This window comes from Sorangiineae bacterium MSr11954 (assembly GCA_037157815.1).
Taxonomy (GTDB): Bacteria; Myxococcota_A; Polyangia; order Polyangiales; family Polyangiaceae; genus Pendulispora; species Pendulispora albinea.
Window position 1 is genome coordinate 7,377,406 of record CP089984.1, and the last position, 17,024, is coordinate 7,394,429.

At 65.2% G+C, this 17,024-nt stretch carries 13 protein-coding genes; all 13 read right to left on the minus strand.

The window, feature by feature from the left end; all coding sequences use genetic code 11:
• Positions 1 to 171 precede the first annotated feature (171 nt).
• The gene (locus tag LZC94_28610) at positions 172 to 1,485 is read right to left on the minus strand and encodes a cation:proton antiporter (GenBank protein ID WXB11809.1); all 1,314 of its coding nucleotides are present in this window, start codon (positions 1,483 to 1,485) and stop codon (positions 172 to 174) included.
• Between the two features lies 1 nt (position 1,486).
• Positions 1,487 to 4,195, minus strand: coding sequence for a hypothetical protein (locus LZC94_28615; GenBank protein ID WXB11810.1), 2,709 nt, complete (start codon positions 4,193 to 4,195; stop codon positions 1,487 to 1,489).
• Positions 4,196 to 4,228: 33 nt separating this feature from the next.
• On the minus strand, positions 4,229 to 5,116 hold the full coding sequence (locus LZC94_28620; GenBank protein ID WXB11811.1) for a hypothetical protein: 888 nt from the start codon (positions 5,114 to 5,116) through the stop codon (positions 4,229 to 4,231).
• On the minus strand, positions 5,116 to 5,691 hold the full coding sequence (locus LZC94_28625; protein WXB11812.1) for a CDP-archaeol synthase: 576 nt from the start codon (positions 5,689 to 5,691) through the stop codon (positions 5,116 to 5,118). Before LZC94_28625 ends, LZC94_28620 begins: the two co-directional genes overlap by 1 nt.
• A 2-nt stretch (positions 5,692 to 5,693) precedes the next feature.
• Entirely contained in the window at positions 5,694 to 6,329 is a 636-nt protein-coding gene (locus tag LZC94_28630) for a CDP-alcohol phosphatidyltransferase family protein (GenBank protein ID WXB11813.1), read from the minus strand.
• On the minus strand, positions 6,323 to 7,219 hold the full coding sequence (gene asd, locus LZC94_28635) for an archaetidylserine decarboxylase (protein WXB11814.1): 897 nt from the start codon (positions 7,217 to 7,219) through the stop codon (positions 6,323 to 6,325). Before asd ends, LZC94_28630 begins: the two co-directional genes overlap by 7 nt.
• Position 7,220: 1 nt before the next feature.
• Entirely contained in the window at positions 7,221 to 9,641 is a 2,421-nt protein-coding gene (locus LZC94_28640; protein WXB11815.1) for a phosphotransferase, read from the minus strand.
• On the minus strand, positions 9,634 to 10,572 hold the full coding sequence (locus tag LZC94_28645; protein WXB11816.1) for a hypothetical protein: 939 nt from the start codon (positions 10,570 to 10,572) through the stop codon (positions 9,634 to 9,636). The genes LZC94_28640 and LZC94_28645 overlap by 8 nt, the downstream gene beginning before the upstream one ends.
• A gap of 1,322 nt (positions 10,573 to 11,894) precedes the next feature.
• Positions 11,895 to 12,863: an ABC transporter permease gene (locus LZC94_28650; protein WXB11817.1), complete on the minus strand. Its 969-nt coding sequence runs from the start codon at positions 12,861 to 12,863 to the stop codon at positions 11,895 to 11,897.
• Positions 12,860 to 14,407 (minus strand): sugar ABC transporter ATP-binding protein, encoded by a 1,548-nt coding sequence (locus tag LZC94_28655; protein ID WXB11818.1) that lies wholly within the window; start codon positions 14,405 to 14,407, stop codon positions 12,860 to 12,862. The genes LZC94_28650 and LZC94_28655 overlap by 4 nt, the downstream gene beginning before the upstream one ends.
• 8 nt (positions 14,408 to 14,415) lie before the next feature.
• Positions 14,416 to 15,630 carry a substrate-binding domain-containing protein gene (locus LZC94_28660; GenBank protein ID WXB11819.1) on the minus strand — a complete coding sequence of 405 codons (1,215 nt, stop codon included), beginning with the start codon at positions 15,628 to 15,630 and terminating at the stop codon, positions 14,416 to 14,418.
• Between the two features lie 13 nt (positions 15,631 to 15,643).
• Positions 15,644 to 16,411 (minus strand): class II aldolase/adducin family protein, encoded by a 768-nt coding sequence (locus tag LZC94_28665; protein ID WXB11820.1) that lies wholly within the window; start codon positions 16,409 to 16,411, stop codon positions 15,644 to 15,646.
• Between the two features lie 34 nt (positions 16,412 to 16,445).
• Positions 16,446 to 17,024: a carboxymuconolactone decarboxylase family protein gene (locus LZC94_28670; protein WXB11821.1), complete on the minus strand. Its 579-nt coding sequence runs from the start codon at positions 17,022 to 17,024 to the stop codon at positions 16,446 to 16,448.

A 17,024-nucleotide genomic window follows, 5' to 3' on the forward strand; every position in this document is an offset into this window, starting at 1 on the left:
ATTGACGCAAACTTCGAGCCGCGCGTGCGACCCTACGAAGCACGCGCATAGGCCCCACCGGACGTTGCACGTTGCGTGCTGCAATGTTGCTCGAGAACATCGACGACCCGATGCGTGGGTTCTCGAGCCGCGCATGTCGTGGACGCAGCTCCGGATGAATCGGAACACGCCTCATTCCGCGGGGGCGGGCACCTCTCCGGCCGAAGGTGCGCTCGAGAGGAGCGGCAGGCCTTTGCGAAGGACGAGCTCGAGCCAGAACCCCGTTGCCTGGGAGGTGAGAATGGCGGTGAGCACCAGGGTGGTGAAGAACGCGGGGCTGATGATGCCCGCGTCGAAGGCGACGCTCGCGAGCACGATGCCCGGCCCTCCCCGCGCGTTGGCGGTGATGGCCACATTGGCGATGTCGAGGCCGCGGAGTCGGGCCAATCGCGCGGCCAGGCCCATGGAAAGAAGGCGAATCGCGCTCGAGCCGACCAGAAAGGCCACGAGCATGCCGAGTGAAAACGTCCGGGTGAGATCCAAGCGATAGCCAACGATGGCGAAGTACACGGGGACGAAGGCGCCGAACGAGACCTTCCCCAGCGCGCCGACAGGCTCGGCGAAACGCGCGCGCTCCGTGCCTTTGAAGCCGCCCAGAACGCCGAAACCTGCCAAAAATGCGCCGAACACGACATTGACACCCGCCGCCGCCGCCGCCGCGGTGTACGCGAAGATGACCACGACGATCCACCCCACGGGCGATCCCAGCGCGAGGACATTGCGCCGTGACCGACCCAGCTTCGTGAGCCACTTCGGCGCGAGGGTGAGCCCCAGGCCAATGTAGAGCGTCGAAATCACGAGATGGCGTGTGACGTTCACCATGGGATCGACGCCCGCGGTGCGGACCGCCGCCAGCGAGGTGGCCACGCCGAGAACACCCCAGAGCAGGATGTCCTCGAGCATCGCCATGCCGAGAATCAGCCCCGCGAACCGGGACTCGAGGATCCCCAAGTCGGCGAAGATTTTGCTGATGACGGGGATGGACGTGACGGCCACCGCAATGGCGAGCACGAGGAGCAGGGACGTGCGCTGATGGGCCGCCCCCATCAAGGGATCCAAGGGAAGCCAGGCGCCGAACGCGAGGATGATCGCGAACGGCAGCGACGTGCCAATGCCCAAAAGCCACCAGGTCTGACGCCGGGTTTCGCGACTGCCCAGAACATTTCGAACCTCCGAGCCGGACGCGAAAAGCAGCAGCAGCAGCCCGAGCGAATAGAGGAAGCCGAGCACGACGCGCGCCGGGCTGGTTTTGTCCTCGCCAAAGAGCAGCGCGGACGCCGACGGTGCGATGCGGCCGAAGACCGATGGCCCGAGGAGAATGCCGGCCAAGATTTCGCCGATGACCCGCGGCTGCCGCCATCGCGCGAAGAGATAGCCCAGGCCGTGGGCGCCTCCGAGGATGAGGAGCAGAGCGAGGGTCAACGCTCCGAGTTGACCATCGGGCATGTCAGAGCACCCGCACCGTTCCGAGCCCGCCGTCGAGCTCCAATTCGGCGCCGTCGGCGATGCGCCGGGTCGCGCCCTCGACCGCGACGATGGTCGGAATACCGAGCTCGCGGCCGATGATCGCGGTGTGCGAAAGAATGCTGCCGCGCTCCACCACCAGGCCGCGCGCGGCCACCATGAGAAAGACCCAGCCGGGATCGGTCATGGCGGCGACGAGGATCTCGTCGGGTCGAATGACGGCCCCCTTCGGATCGCGAACGATGCGGGCGCGTCCGCGGACGACGCCGGGCGCGCAGCCTTGACCGCGCAGGAGGGACGCGGGCGCGGCCTCGATGCTCGTGCGCGCGATGCCGGCGGCGCGATGGGCGCTCACGATTCCCTGGGTGACGATGCGTGATTCGGTGTCGCGTTCGGCGAATGCCTGGAATTCGCGGCGGCGTATGGCCACGATTTCCCCGAGGCCGCGGGTGACCGCGCTGCCGCGGATGGCGGCCTCGATCTCCTCCACGGTGAGGTAGAAGATGTCGGATGCATCGCCGAGCAGCCCCTGCTCGTGGAACCTCCGGCCCATCGCGCGGAAGATGCGCTTGACCATGCCGAACATCCGCGAGCGCGCGAGGCGGGTGTTTTCACGGTTTCGCACCGCCCGCCGGGTCTCCTCCAAGAGAAGGGTGAAGGCGAGCCGCGTCCACGGCCTTCGGCGCAGGCGTTCGGCCACCGTGCGCTCGGCGCCGCTGCGGATGCGCGCCTCGCGCTCCTGGAACTGTTCGTACGTCGTGCCGGCGCGCAGGTACCCACGGCAGAGCGCGATGAGCCATGCCGGGTTCTCCGACAGAGGGCTGGTCTCCAGTTTGAGCTCCTCGACGGTGCGGTCACCATAGAGCTCGATGTGGCGTTCGACCTGGGCTCGAAATGCCTCGTGCGCCGGGTCCTCGCAGAGGCTCTGCCACACGCGCCCGTCGTGGCTCTCCGTGTCGAAGAGGCGGCGCAGGGCGTCGCTCTCGCGGATACGCTGCGTGAGCGCCAGCACGGAGCGCACCGGCTCCACGCTTTCCATTCCGCGTTCGCCGCAGAGAAGATCGTTCTGCAGCGATGGGTGGTCCTCGAACCCCGAGCTCGCGATGAACCGGCCGAGCAGGTAGTGGAAGTTGAACGCGAAGAGATCGTTGACCGTCGTCGGTTCCCAATGCCGAATGAGGTCGTCGAGCACCGATTCGTAGAGAACGAGGAGCTCGTCGGCGGAGAGCTCGTCGACATTTCGACCGCGAAAATGCGATTGAAAGTCGGCCATGCGGCGCTGAAAGCTCGCCAGGTCGCGCCGCAGGCCGGCGAAGTTTCTCACGGCGTTGGCCCGCACGCGCAGCTCCTGGAGGAGTCGAGCCGGGCTCCGGGGAACACGGGCCGTGGCATCCTTCAGGCCGAGGGCCTGCTTCCACGCTTCGAGGTTGCGCTCGAGGCCGGGAACCAGCGAATAATAACGATACCAATTTTCGATGTTGTAATAAATGCGGCCCTCGACCAGGGCGACCATGTTGGCGATGGTGGCGCGCTCCCGCGCGAGCGTGCTCTCGGCGATGCCGAACGCGCGCGCGGTCTGGCGGAAGACGATTTCGTAGCCTTTCCGTACGAACGAGAAGGTCAGGGGCGTCGTGGCGCCGGGATAGCTCTCTACGATGTTCGTATTGTCGAAGACCCGGCGCGTCCCCGCCGGCTCGGGAGGCGGAGACGTCTTCACGGACGTCTTCAAGGTGGTGATGGGACGGGCCTGCAAGACGTAGATTTTTCCCTCCGCATCGATGGCCCACTCCACGTCCTGCGGGCATCCGAACAGGTCGAGCGCGCGCTCGCCCATGGACAGCAGCGTGTCGAGCTGCACGTCGTCGAGCGCCGGTAGGTGGGCGCGGGCGTCGGGGACCTCGGCGATGCACGTGCCGTGGCCGGCGCGTTGATCGAAGACGATCCGGGTGCCCTTGTTTCGGATCTGGCGATCGCGTGGTCGCCGGGTGGCGCGATGGATGAAGAAGGTGTCGGCCTCGACGCGGTCGGTCACCACGCCTTCGCCCAGCCCGTACGCGGCGGCAATCACCGCCTCGCCGTGATCTCCGGTGGAGGGGTTCGCGGTGAAGAGCACTCCACTGACCTCGCTCCGTACGATCTCTTGCACGATGACCGCGGCGTAGGGGATCAGCTCCGCCCCCTGTTTGCGCCGGTAGAGCAGCGCGCGGTCCGAGAAGGCGGAGGCGAAGCAGTCCTTGATGCGCGCGATCAGCTCGGCGCGGGTGACGAAGAGGTAACTGTCCATCTGACCCGCGTAGGAAGCTCGCGAACCATCCTCTCCGACGGCCGAAGAGCGGACGGCGACCCACGTTTCGGTCCCGAAGAGAGAATCGAAGCTCTCCAAGATCCGGCGTTCATCGTCCGCCTCGAGGGGGAGCGCACGGGCCGCTCGGCGCAGCTCGCCCGCGAATGCGATGACCTCGTCGTCGGCGGCCCATGCAAGGGCAGCCAGCCGCGCCGCGAAGCGATGCCGAAGATCGGAGACGAGGTGCTCGAACGCGCGCGTGGTGACGCAAAACCAGCGCGGAACGGGGAGCTCTCGGTGAAGAAGGAGGTCCAGGTTGGCGCCCTTCCCGCCCACCAATCGAGCCGGTAAAGGCGCCTTCTTCTCGCCCGTGCCGCCAATGACGATGCGATCACACGTGTCGTTCATGGGATATCTGTCCGTGTAAGATGCAATGATGATTTAGATGTGAAAAACGGTGTACTGCCGGCTCGCGGCCGCGACGCCATCGAGGAACGTCGGCCCCGCGGTATGGAGCGCCGAGACGGCGCGACGAAAGCCGTAGGCCAGGGCGGCCTCGAAGAAGGGCGCCACCGCCATGGGACGGACCAAACTTCGCCCGCGGACGGAGGGGAGGAGACCTATCGCATACAAAACGACGCGATCGCGCTCCAAAGGGTCGACGTACCCCACATAGAACCCCGCGGTCTTGCCCTCGGCGTCGACGATGAAGCTGCCCAAACCGGGGCGCGATGCCTCGCGCGAAAAAAGAAATGTGAATTTTCGCGCGAATGCCTCGCGCGAGATGTCGGAGAAAGCAAAGTTTTGCCGAAAACAAGCGCTGCCGATGATACGCAATCGCTCGAGTTGCTCGCCCCGGGCGCGTTCCTCGAACGGCTCCAGGTGAAACCCGGGCGGCGCGGGCCTCTCTCGCCGGGCGAGGGCGCGCATTTCGCGCTCGCCGAGATCCCAGCTGCGCCAGTGCGCGAGCGCGGCAAAGCCCGCGCGTGCGAGGCACTCCGGCCACCATGACGCATTGCGGGGCTCCCCGCCGAATGGCGTGTGCTCGAAGCCGCGCGTCATCAGCCGATACCCGCCCCAGATGGACGCATTCAGCGGTGCCCAGATGCGGCGAAGTCCGCGCGCGCGCAGCCACGCGACGGCCGTCTCGAGCGAGGCGCGCACGAGTGCATCGCTGTCTTCCGACGCGGCCGTGAGGTCCCCGATGAAGCCGGCGCCCGCGATCCCCGGCGCGCACCCCGCCGTCAGAGCCACGCGTTCACCGCCGTGACCGGCGCCCACCCGGAGGAATCCCATTTCATCGAGGTGCGTCGTCGTCGAAATAGGCATTAGAACACGCGGCTCTTTACGCCAATCAGCACCAGGACCACATTGAAGACGACGACGTGCACGATGGTGAGCACGCCGAAGGCGAGGCCGGCGATCCGAAGGGTCGGCACATAGAACGCACACATGGAGACGAGAATGCCGAATACGCCGTCCACTTGATCGAGGACCAAGAAGGCGCTTCCGAGCACACCGCTCCCTTTGGCACCCTCGGCAATGGCCAGTTGCCGCTTCAGAAAGCTGTTGGGAAGCTCGCCCACGACGTAGCCGGCGCCGTAGATGCTGCCGTGGAGCCACCACGTCGTGTGCCGGTAATCGACGAAGCCGAGATCGCACAGGGCCGCCGATCGGTGGGAGGCCAGCACCTGAAGCCCAAAGAAGAGCGCCGTGCCGCCGATCATGACGACGAACCCGCGAAAGGTCTTGTGGTCGCCGAACAGCCTCGTTCCTCGCACCCGAAGGCCGCGATCGATGGGCCACGCCAGCGACGGGAAGAGCCGGGCGCGAATGACGATGACCTGCAGAACGCCGGCGGCGATGAGGGGCGCGAGCAGCCAGAGAATACGAAGGAGGATCATCGTCAGGGGCTCCGTTCGATGGCGAATAGCAACAGCGAGGAGGCCAAGAGCGATCCGGCCACCGAGAAGATGACCCGCAGACGGACGATCTTCGGGAAGCGAATGCGGCTGACGAACAGCGCGCTCATGATCGCGATTGAGGCGGTCGAAACCAGGCGGAATGCGCCCGGTGGAAGCCAGGCATGGAGCAGAACGGCACCTGCCAGCACGAAGTGGGAATAGAAGCAGGGCATACCCAAGTAGGCCGGGCCGGCGGTCCCCTTCACCTGCCCCATCACGATGAAGCTCGCCAGACGAAGGATCCCGGCAGCGACCATGGCCGCGATGGCCGCGCCGCCGGCCAGTCCCCGGACGCCGAGCACGCGAAAGGCGATCGCCGGCACCACGAGGTACGTGATGACGTCGCACAGGCTGTCGAGCAGCTTTCCGAGCTCGCTCTCGAGACGGAACCGCCGCGCCACGACGCCGTCGACTGCGTCCATAAGCATCCCCAGGAACATGAACGTGAGGCCCAAAAAGAACCAATGCGGCGCCAGGGAGGCCGCGAGGACCTCGAGGAGCAGCAGCGCGCCGATGGACGAGAAGACGCCTCCGGCCAAGGTGACCCAGCACGCCGGGCCGATGGATGTGATCAGCATGCGCGCCCCAGGGAGGTGCCCATTCGGACGCGCGTCTCGTAGCCGCTCGTGCTGGCGGCCACGAGATCGCCGTCGAAGCGTACGCGTCCCGGCGGCAGCACGAGGACCATGCTCGATCCACCCAGACGGAAATAGCCCTTCTCCGATCCGCGGGTGACGGCTCCGGCGCGATACGTTTGCACGATGGCGCCGCAGAAGAGCGCCCCGATCTCGACGAGCAGCATGTCGCCGAAACGGCGGGAGCGAAGGACGGTGACGTGGCGGTGGTTCCGGCAGAGGATGCCCGGCGCTCGGTCCAATGCATAGTGATTGACCGAGTCGTAGCCGCCCGCGATGGCCCGCGCGTCGGACGCGTCGCCGTCATCGGGAAAGTGGAACCGGTGATAGTCCGCAGGCGCGAGGCGCAGGACGGCGGCGGCGCCTTTGGCGAAGCGGGCGGCGAGGCGGGGGTCGTCCACGAGCTCGGCCAAGGTGAAGTGGCCGCCCTTGATGGGGAGTCGCTCGCCGTCGAGCACTGGAACGACGAGCACGCGCGCGTCCGCGGGGGATACGAGCACGTGCGCGTCGGATACCACGGGGCGCGCGCCTCGTTTGAGGCGTCGTGAGAAGAAGCTTGAAAGGGTGCCGTATTCCGAGAGCGGCTCGGCGGCTTCCTCGGCGTCGATCCCCAGAGCTTCGCAGAACGCGCGCAGACGCTCCACGCGCGTGGGGCGTTCCTGAAGCCAGCCGTAGGCTCGGGTCGCTGCGCGACGGGTCAGCGCATAGCGCGTCGTCCGCGCGACGACGCCATCGCTGTAGAGCCACGGGAGGAAGCCGCCGAATGCGAGCGGCTCTTCGCGCCACGCTCGGCTCTCGCGATCGATGTACCTTATCGGCGACGGTCCGGGCATCTCAAGACCGCCCTTCTTCCAATTGGAGGAGGCGGCGCAGGGTGCGCATCGAACGTTCGAGAAACCCGTAGTGGCGAAACGTATGGGCCATCGCATAGAGCGCAAATCGATTGAGCCAGAGATCGCGGAGGCAGAGTCGATAGCCGGTGCGCCACGACGCAGCGCCGATGGCGAAGCCGCTGGCCTGCTCGAGGGCGCGCCGGTGGTATTCCACGAAGCGATCGACCTCCCGGCGATCGGCGTTCGCGTCGAGCACGAAGACCAACAGCTCCGCGAGATCGTGCTGGGGTGGGAGGCACGTGGCGAGCTCCCAGTCGTAGGCGCAGAGGATCGAGCCCTCGCGCCGCAGCGCGATGTTGCGCGGATTGAAATCGTTGTGCACCAGCGCACGCGGAAGCGCGTGCAATTCGCTCCACCACCTCGGCAGATCCGCGATGAGCGCGTCGCTCCGGGCGCGATCGTCGCGGGTGAACCACGCGAACTCGTCGCACGCGTGCGCCGCGAGCGACTCCCAGAGCGGCGCCATGGCCACCATCTCGTTGACCGTGGTGACGGGGCCCAGCCACGGCTCGGCGAGGAGCTCCTGTTCGCGGCGGTACCAGATCGCATGAACCTGCGCGACTCCGCGGAGCGCGGCCTCGACGTGCTCCGGGCGCCACCCGCTCACGTCGTCCGCGCTGTCCATGAGGATGACGTCGTTCAGGCGTTCGAGCACCACGGCGTGGATTTCGCGGGCGTCGTCGCGGACCGTGCCATAGACGCGCGGCGTATGTTTGCGCAGGCGCGGATCGTCGAGCTCGTACAAGGCGATCTCGCGCAGATGGCAGCCGGCAAAGCCGGTGCGGTTCTTGTGCTCGAGGTGGGCCTTCGCCACCCGAGGCCCGCACATGCCGGCGAGGGCATTCACCATCAGGATGACCTCGTGATCCGAAGGTTTGAGCTTCAGGACCACGTCGATGGTCCGCGGGAGACCGGAGCGGGGCGTGAGCCGATATGGGAAGAGCCCCACGAGCTTGTTCGTCTTGCGCGAGCTCAACTCGGTGAGGATGCTGCTGCCGGCGACGGGCGCCGCGAGCGCCTCCGCATGCACCACGTCGATGCGCTCGCGGCCGCGGCTGCGCGGCTGCGCCTCGTCGAAGAACCGCGCGTCGATCTCGTCGCGCGTGAGGAACGCCACCGGCCGATTCCGACCGAGGCGCTCGTGCGCCGACGCGAACTCTCCGCTCGCCATGGCCGAGGCCGTGGAGAGGTCGAGCGCGAGGCAATACCCCGCGATGACCTCGGCGAGGCGGGATGCCCGGCCCGGCCCCGCGCAATCCATGATTTGGAGATATTCGTTCTGTCGCGGCAGGTGCGTACCACCGCCGATGGTTCCGACGATGAGGCTCGGGAATTGGACGTAGGCATACAGGCCTTCGGCCGTCACCTCGGTCTGCAACACGGCGAGGCTCGACTCGTAGACGCACGCGATGTCCTGCCCCGTCGCCGTGAAGAGCCCGGCGATCAGGTTCGATGCGTTGATGCTGAATCCCACGCTGCCGGTGGCGAGGGCTGCATCTTTGGCGGCGGCGCAAAACGCGTGGAGCTCCTCGGGCGTGACCTTGAGGACGCGCTGAAGGATCGAGCGGCGAACGAGGCATTCTGCGCCGACGCGAATGCCGCGCCCGGCGATGAGGGACTGAAAGGTCGCCTTCTTGTCCCCGCTGCCGTTGGCGTCCACGTAGAAGTTGCGGATGCAAAAACCCGCCGCGCGCGCTTGGTCGAGCAGCCACTGGCATGTATGCCAGGTGCACGTGGTGGTCATGTTCTGACCGGCCGCGTCACCCGTTCGGTAAACGAAGTGCACATGCACCTGCTTACCGAGTGTAACTGGCTTGATCGAAACCAGCAGCGCGTAGCGCGATACCTCTCGCGCCCGTTCGCGAAGATCCTGCTCTCGCTCGAGCACCCAATCCGCGAACCGTGCCGCCTCGGCCATGTTCCCGAGGACGAACATCGGCACGCGGATCATTCGCTGATCGTGCACGCGCGTGCTGACGCCGCCGGAGAGCGAAATGGCCTTCGCGCCCCGCGTGGCCGACGCCACCAGCGCCCCTTCGGTGGTGGCGATGGGAGCATAAACGAGCCCGCGCGCCTCCTCACCGGTGAACAGGAGGGGGCCGGCGAGGCCCACCGGGACCTCGACGCCGCCGATGAGATGCTCCACGTTCTTGGTGAGGTGCCGCGCGTCGAGCGAGGTGCTCTGCAGCGCCGGGAGCAGGGTTCGCGTCTCACGCCGCAAGAATTGCAGACGTTTGATACGAGCCTCCTCGCTGTAGTGCCCGCGCAGGGGGATCTTGGGGAGATCTTCACGCTCATTGCGCTCGTTCGAAGAGGCATCTGCGTCTTCGAAAGCCGACGGAATGTACGGTGAGCTAGCCAAGGTGGACCCCTCTCTGGATGCCGAGGGCGATGACCACGCCCAGGTAAACGACTGCGCTGTAGACATCGACATAAGGCCGCAGCCGCGCGTGCTCGCGGCTGGGGGCCAGACGAAAGCGCATACAGGCGAGCACGGGCACTGCCGCAGCCACCGACAGTAGGGCGCACAAGAAGACATTCGCACCTGCAGCTCGCAGCGCAGGCAAAAGGCAGAAGAGGGATATCAGGACCAGCGCCGCGGGCACGAGCGGTGCGCGGCGCCCGAAGACCTTGGAGTACGATTCATAGGCCGTTTCATCCTCTGGAATTCGGATTTTTCGCGACGTCTCCCATGCCGTCCAGGGAAGCCAAACGCCGATGGCCAGCGGCAGCGCCCACCCATTGATGGCGTCGAGGCCGAAGTCTTGGACATAGACACCACCCATGTACGCGACGAGCGCGAGCAGTAGCGGGTTGTGTGTCAGCATCGCGAGCAGGAGGCTCTTCGACACCGCCGGCCAGAAGAACCAACGCGACGAAAGCCATACGAAGAGGAACGTGCCTCCGAAGGCGATGGTCGCATAGGGAAATCCCAGCGGGATATTCAGCGCGAAGAGCGCAGCAATGAGGCCCAAATGGTACGCGCGCAAGTCGTCGAGGGTCACCGTTCCCTTGACGATGGGGCGGTCGACGTAGCGCGGGTCGCCGGCCCGGGCCAGCTCGAGGTCCGACGGCGCATCTTTGATTTCGTCGTAGACGCGCAGGAGAAGCCCGAAAAGATAGACGCTCGCTGCGCCCGCGAGGGCACGCCATGTCAACCGAATGGGTTGCTGCCCTCCGAGGGCCTGCAGCCCGAAGTGAACCGCCAAAGCGAAGGCCATCATGAAGGGAACGGTGGCCAGCGGTGGAAACATTTGCTGCGTATACGCGGCCAAACGCGCCGATCGAGACATTTCACGCGGCCTTTCCAGCAAGAAAGTAAAGTTGCTTGGGAATTAGGATCGGGAGGTCAACGTCCTATGTGCACATGATGCGCGCACACACACGCCACGCAGTCGCGATGCGACAATCGCACGGGCGCGGGCGATCCGGTGCATGGTTTACGACGCGCCCCGAACGAGCTTGGCGCGCGGGCGCGTCTGAAATTCGCGAGCTTTTCTTCATCGAACGCATTGGCGAGCACGGCTGGAAGGGGCGACGATCGCGGAGAAGGGCAGGCACTCGTATGAGTTCATAGATGCCGCAAGTTAAAAACTTAGCAAGTTCGATGTACTATGATTTTCGGAAATGCACCTCGCGCCGCGCACGCGCACAGCCGTAGCTCGGCGTCCTTCGTCGGGTGTGAACTCTTTCATAAATAGCGTATCGATTGGAAAAATACATATTACCGTATCGATAAACATTAATCGCCATCTTGAACGACGTGAAGGACGCTCCTCATCGAGGTACCTGTTCGCGCATGGAGCGAATCCACAACGATATGGCTCGTATGGACAGACCCTATCACCGAGGCTCGAGCCTCCGCAATCGTCCTCACCTCCGCCTCCCGTTCACGCACCTCTTCGACCACCCCACCGTTGCAGCACTGGCCACGTTCCTGGCGTCAAAAGCTGCTCGGCGACCGCGCAGCGCCGCACGTCCCCGTCTCCTCCGTGGGCCGCAGATGCCAAACGAAGGCGCGATCTGTGCCGCCCCCGCGAACCGCCTATCCTATATGCGAGCGCTCCTCTGGCGAACAATGGATCCTCGAGGCAGCGCTCGAGAGTCTCCCCCCTGGCGTTCACCGAAATATCGGGCGCGTGATTCCATTTCGTCGAACATCGAACGATAGGTGCGGGATGCGCCGCGCGCAGGCACTTCGATGTCGAAGTTTACACGCGGATTCCGTGGCGGCCGCCGCACCTTTACCTTGCGAGCTTCTTCGATGTCATGCACACGGGAATCGGAAAGACCGGCGCCGGGCCATATACTGGTTCATGATCTTGCTCGTCACCTCGTCAGCAACGTAGGATCAGCCCACGTAGGGCAACCATGGTGGTGCCGGTCTCGACCCCTCCCCTCCAGGACGCGCCGGCCGGCATTCTCTCCCGCGTGCAGGACGGGCTCCTGAACGCCGCAGAAGCCCATTCTCGCGGCCGACTTCGTGGAATATTGGCCCGAGCGCGATCGCGAACATCGAACGGCGCGGCTGCTCCAGGAGCTCGTCGAGGTGTTCTTGCGCGCGCGGCGCACGAAAACGTAGCCTACGTGGGAGGAGGCGGGTGCATGCGACCGCTCAGAGGACGGCCGGCGCCGTCTTATCGCGACCTCGGCCGAGGATGCTCGAGAGGGCCACCGCGATGACGAGCGCCGCCCCGTTGAACGCCGATTCCACCCAATTGTCGACGCCCAGGAGCGATAGGCCGCTTACGGCGGTAGCCAGAAAGAAGACGGCGAGCAACGTTCCTGGCACGTTGAAGCGACCCGGGTGAACGCTCGTCATTCCCAAAAAGGCTACGGCGAGCACCGGAAGGGTGATGAGCGATCCGATTTGCGGATTGGCGCCACCTTCACGAGCGACTTCGAGCACCCCCGCGAAGCCGACGATGGTGCCCGATGCCACGAAGCTCAGAATGGCGATGCGATCGACGTCGAGCCCGACCAGGCGCGCAGCATTCGAGTTGGAGCCGACTGCTTGCAAATAGCGGCCATAGGGCGTGTGGTCGAGCAGATACCAGACCAGCGAAGCCACCACCGCGAGGTAATAGAGAGGCCGAGGTATACCCAGCCAGAGACCGCCCCCCGCGTCCGTGAGCGCCCGAGGGATCCCCGTGAGGATGCTCGCGCCCCGCGTGTACCAGGAAATGACGCCGGTTAGCGTCGTGGCGACCCCCAAGGTCGTGATCAGCGAATTCAACCCGAATTTGGTGATGAGCACCCCATTGAGCAGCCCGATGGCCGCGCCCAGGGTCGGGCCGACGATCAAAGCGATCCACATGGGAGCCGCGAATCGCGACAACACGGAGGCCGTCGCGATCGACGTCAGCCCCAAGACGGCCCCCACCGATAAGTCGAATTGGCCGCCAATCAATGGAATGATGGCCGCGAGCGCGACGATGGCGAGGACCGATTGGTTCCCGGCGATGTTGCGGAAGTTCAGGACCGTGGCGAACGAGCCCGGGAGCATGACACTGAAGACGATCGCGACCACGACGAAGAGCAGCGCAAGGACGTAGCGTTCCAGCAGCAGGTGCGTCTTGCTCACGCGCCCACCTCGGGGGTGAGCTGGGCCAGCTCCGTCAGGCAGCGACCATCGAGCGATGGGGAGCGAGCTTCGCCGACGATTCGGCCGCGCACCATACCGATGACCCGATCGCATAGCGCAGCCAACTCCTCGAAGTCGGAGCTCACCACGATGATCGAGGTGCTTCGCTGCGCCGCCTCCCGCAGAAGCGCATGGATCTCGGAGCGCGCGTGGATGTCGACCCCTTGCGTCGGCTCGTCGAGCAGCAGCAGCGCCGGCTGTTCGCGGAGACAACGCGCGAGCACGGCCTTTTGCTGGTTCCCGCCCGATAGCGTCGATTGCGGCTGCTCGGTCGACGAGGCCCGGATGATGAATCGCTCGATCGCACCTCGGGCATCGGCGCGCTCGACGTCATGCAACAGACGCAGGCTTCGGAAGTAGCGAGCCACACCACCGCCCGTGAGGTTGCCGCGAAGGCTCATCGTTGGAAACGCCGCCTCGAGCGCCCGATCCGGCGGTACGTAGGCCACCCCGGCAGCCATCGCCGCACGAGGACCTTCCGGACGAAAGCGGCGGGCGTGGAGGATGATCTCACCCGAGGCCATCGGCACGACGCCGAACAGAATTCGCAGGATGTCGGCCGCGCCCGAGCCGAGCAAGCCGGCAATGCCCAGGATCTCCGATCGACGCAGGTCGAAGGAGGCGCGGGAGACCCCGCCTCCCGCCAGATTGTGCACCGAGAGCACGCGGTTCGTGCTCGCTCGCGCTGCCGCGCGCCGTGGGTCCTGCGCGATCGCGCGCCCGACCATGAGCGAAACGAGCTTCGATTTGTCCATCCCCGCCGTCTCGAAGGTGCCCTCGGTCCGACCGTCGCGAAAGACCGTCACGCGATGGCTGGTCCGGAGCACTTCGTCGAGACGATGCGTGACGTAAACGATGGCCTGCCCAAGCGCAGCGCGATGGCGGATCGTCTCCAGAAGCCGCTCGACCTCCGGCCCTGGCAACGACGCGGTCGGCTCGTCGAGAACGAGCACCCCCGTGTGTTCGTCTTCCAGATCCTGGAGCGCGCGCGCGATGACGAGCAGCATCTGATCGGCGGGTCCGAGCTCGCCCGCCGGCATGTCCGGCGTTGCATGGATATGGAAGCGCGCGATGAGCTGCTTGGCGCGCGCGCGCTGCTCGGTCCAGCGAATGCGCCATCCCCGGTGTGTCACGAATCCGCGACCGATGGCGAGGTTCTCGGCCACGCTGAGAGACGGAAAAACGGTCGGAACCTGATGCACGAAATGCAGGCCGGCGGCCCGCGCGCAGGCAGGAGTCCATTCACTCGCCGCGAAGCGAGTCCGTCCGACCCTGATCTCGCCGCCAGGATCCGCCGCGTGGATGCCGGCCAAGATCTTGATCAACGTGGATTTGCCGGATCCGTTGCTGCCGATGAGGGCGTGGATCTCGCCGCGCGAAACCTCCAAGCTCACGCCGTCGAGGGCTCGGGTCCCCGGAAACGTCTTGCCGATCCCATGCAAGCGAAGGGCGTGACCACCATCTTTCGAGAGATTCGTTTGCACCGGATCCGTCACCTCGAAAGCCCCCAGGCTCTCCTGTAGGCCGCGCGAAAGTCTCTCGACGGCTCGTACCCTTTCCCGAGAGCCGGCATGTTGTGCTCGCGATCGAGGAGGCGATAGCCGATTCCAGCGTATTGCGGCTTCTGACCGTGGAAGACGCTGTTGAGCGAGTCGACGGCCGCGTACCCCATCCACTCCGCGGGATACGCATTGGCGGCGTCCTGTCCTTTGTTGTCGCGAATGAGTTGTACATTGGAGGGGAACGCCTCGCCCGCGATGACGGCGAGTTGGTCATTTCGGCCGGAGTCGACGATGGCGCTCGCGATGCCCAGGAGCATGGGGGTGTCGTAGGGCGAATGGATCGCGTTGGCCTCGGGATGCTGGAGGAGCGCGCCCTGAGCCTTCTGCCGGAGCTTCGGACCCCAGTCGCTGATGGTGAAATCGACGGATTTCACCACCTCGCACGATTTGCACTTGGCGAGCTCCTGCTCGAAGCCCTCCCGGATGTACTTCAGGACCAGGAGCTCGTCCTGTCGAAACTGGAGCACCTTGGCGTGGCCCTGGGTTTGTACGATGACCCAGTCCGCCTTGACCGCGGCCCATGCGCGCGTGAGCGTCGCGTAATCTCCGAATTGGGAGCCGAAATTCACCATCCCGCTGTAGAGCGGCTCGCCCTTGACCGATGGATCGTCGCAATCGAGCGCGAGGTACGCGACGGTCTTCACATGGGCCGCCCGCGCCTCGACGAGGGGCTGTTTTACCCATGCACAATCGATGGCATGAAGGATCACCCCGTCTGCCTTGGCGGCGATGGCCTGTCGAAGGCCGTTGGAGAAGTTCGAGGGATCGCCCTTGGCATCGTAAAGTGTCATCTTCCAGCCGACGGCTTCGCCGGCCTGTTTGGCCGCGTTCGTGGCGACCGATGCGCTATCGCCCATTTCGGAGGGCGAGATGATCCAGACGTTCTTGCCCGGCGTCGGCCTCGGGGCGGACGTCGGGGGGTCGCGATCGGTGCCCGCGTAGGCGAGATCGATCTGGTGCTGTGCGTAGGCCAGAATCGCAGGGTCTACGGTGGCCGCGGAGACGCTGGCCGGTGCAGCGATCCCTGCGTCGCCTTGAACCGGCGGGTCGCCGCTCTTGCAGGCAAGCCCGAACAGTACGGAGACGGCCGCAATGGCCTTGGTGACCATCCGGCGGTGTGCCGCCGAATCGAAATCAGTATTCATGGTCGGATTTACCTCAATGCTTGTAGCTGGGGTCGATTCGATCGAGGGCGCGAAGCTCGGCTTTCCAATAGAGATCGAAGTAGCGCGGCAGCTGTTTGGCGAGCTCCTTGTAATACTCGGGCTCGATCTCGCGGCGCACCCGCTGCGGATCCGGTCCCATGCTGGTTGCAAGCACTTGCAGCTTGCATACGAGGATGAGATTTCGCGTATAGACGAACGCCTTCTGCACGGTGTCCACGGCGGTCAGTGAGCCATGATTGCGCATCATCAAGATGGTTTTGTTCCCGAGGGCGCCGAGGAGCTTCTTCGGGTCGATGACGTCTCCGAGCTCGGTGAATTCCAGGTACGCGAGCTGGGTCGCCACCGCGAGACCGTTCTGATCGAGGGGGATGAACCCCTCCGGTCGGGCGCCCACGGCCTGTACGTACTCGTTGTGCGTGTGCACGATGCAGTTCACGTCCGGGCGAGTGTTGTAGATCGGCGTGTGAATCCCCACCGATGCCAGGTTGAGGTCTTCGTACTCGGGCCGCGAGGTGTCACCGTCGAGCGTGACTCGCGCGAGATTGCCGGCCGTAACCTCCTCGAAATAGACCCCGAAGCGATTGACCAACATGTGATTCGGCTCGTCGCGCAGGCGCAGCGAGATGTGCTGGAAGATCCCCTCCGTATAACCGTACCTGGCCATCATTCGGTACAAGGCTGCCAACTCGACCCGCTGCTGCCATTCCGACTCACTCACGCTGGCGCGCTCGATGGTCTTGATTGCTTGCTTTCGTTCCATAACCTTCTCCGTTCGAATGCTTCGGATAATGCCGTCACGGAGGCGCTTCGCTTTCGAAACGCGCTCCGAAGTACTCGTTGGGCAGGCGAAATGTATTCACGACGAACGCGATGAGGTGGTAGTAACCTGCCACCGCGACGATTTCGACGAGCTGCCGAGCGGTGTAGTGGCTCGAGAGCTCCTTCCAGAGCCCGTCGCTCACGCTGGCCGTGTCGTGCAGCTCGTCGCAGAGCAGCAGGAGCGAGCGCTCGGGCCCGCAAAATGCGGTGGTCGCGGGATCCTTCGCGCAGAGCTCGCGCACCTGCTGTGGCGTAAAACCAGCCCGGCTCGAGTAGGTCGCGACATGAACCCCCCACTCGTATTCGGCGCCGCAGCGGAATGTCGTGCGCGCGATGATGATCTCCCTCTCGCGAATGGAGATGGAGCCCCGATCGAGGAGGCCGCCGGCCATGACCCGCGCGAAGACCCGCTCGTTGACGGCGAGCGCACGAAACAACAAGAGCGGCTCGGCGAGGGCTGGAGCCGCCCGATTCATGATGAGGGCGACGGCTTCCGAGTAAGGCGATTCGGCGAGTTGGATACGAGGCTCCTCGGACGGCTCGAGCGTGGTCAT

Bases quoted from the DNA above. Each gene is read 5' to 3' on its own strand.
- asd (WXB11814.1), bottom strand. From the start codon at position 7,219: ATGCCCGGACCGTCGCCGATAAGGTACATCGATCGCGAGAGCCGAGCG.
- LZC94_28665 (WXB11820.1), bottom strand. From the start codon at position 16,411: ATGGAACGAAAGCAAGCAATCAAGACCATCGAGCGCGCCAGCGTGAGT.
- LZC94_28630 (WXB11813.1), bottom strand. From the start codon at position 6,329: ATGCTGATCACATCCATCGGCCCGGCGTGCTGGGTCACCTTGGCCGGA.
- LZC94_28615 (WXB11810.1), bottom strand. From the start codon at position 4,195: ATGAACGACACGTGTGATCGCATCGTCATTGGCGGCACGGGCGAGAAG.
- LZC94_28645 (WXB11816.1), bottom strand. From the start codon at position 10,572: ATGTCTCGATCGGCGCGTTTGGCCGCGTATACGCAGCAAATGTTTCCA.
- LZC94_28620 (WXB11811.1), bottom strand. From the start codon at position 5,116: ATGCCTATTTCGACGACGACGCACCTCGATGAAATGGGATTCCTCCGG.
- LZC94_28625 (WXB11812.1), bottom strand. From the start codon at position 5,691: ATGATCCTCCTTCGTATTCTCTGGCTGCTCGCGCCCCTCATCGCCGCC.
- LZC94_28660 (WXB11819.1), bottom strand. From the start codon at position 15,630: ATGAATACTGATTTCGATTCGGCGGCACACCGCCGGATGGTCACCAAG.
- LZC94_28610 (WXB11809.1), bottom strand. From the start codon at position 1,485: ATGCCCGATGGTCAACTCGGAGCGTTGACCCTCGCTCTGCTCCTCATC.
- LZC94_28670 (WXB11821.1), bottom strand. From the start codon at position 17,024: ATGACCACGCTCGAGCCGTCCGAGGAGCCTCGTATCCAACTCGCCGAA.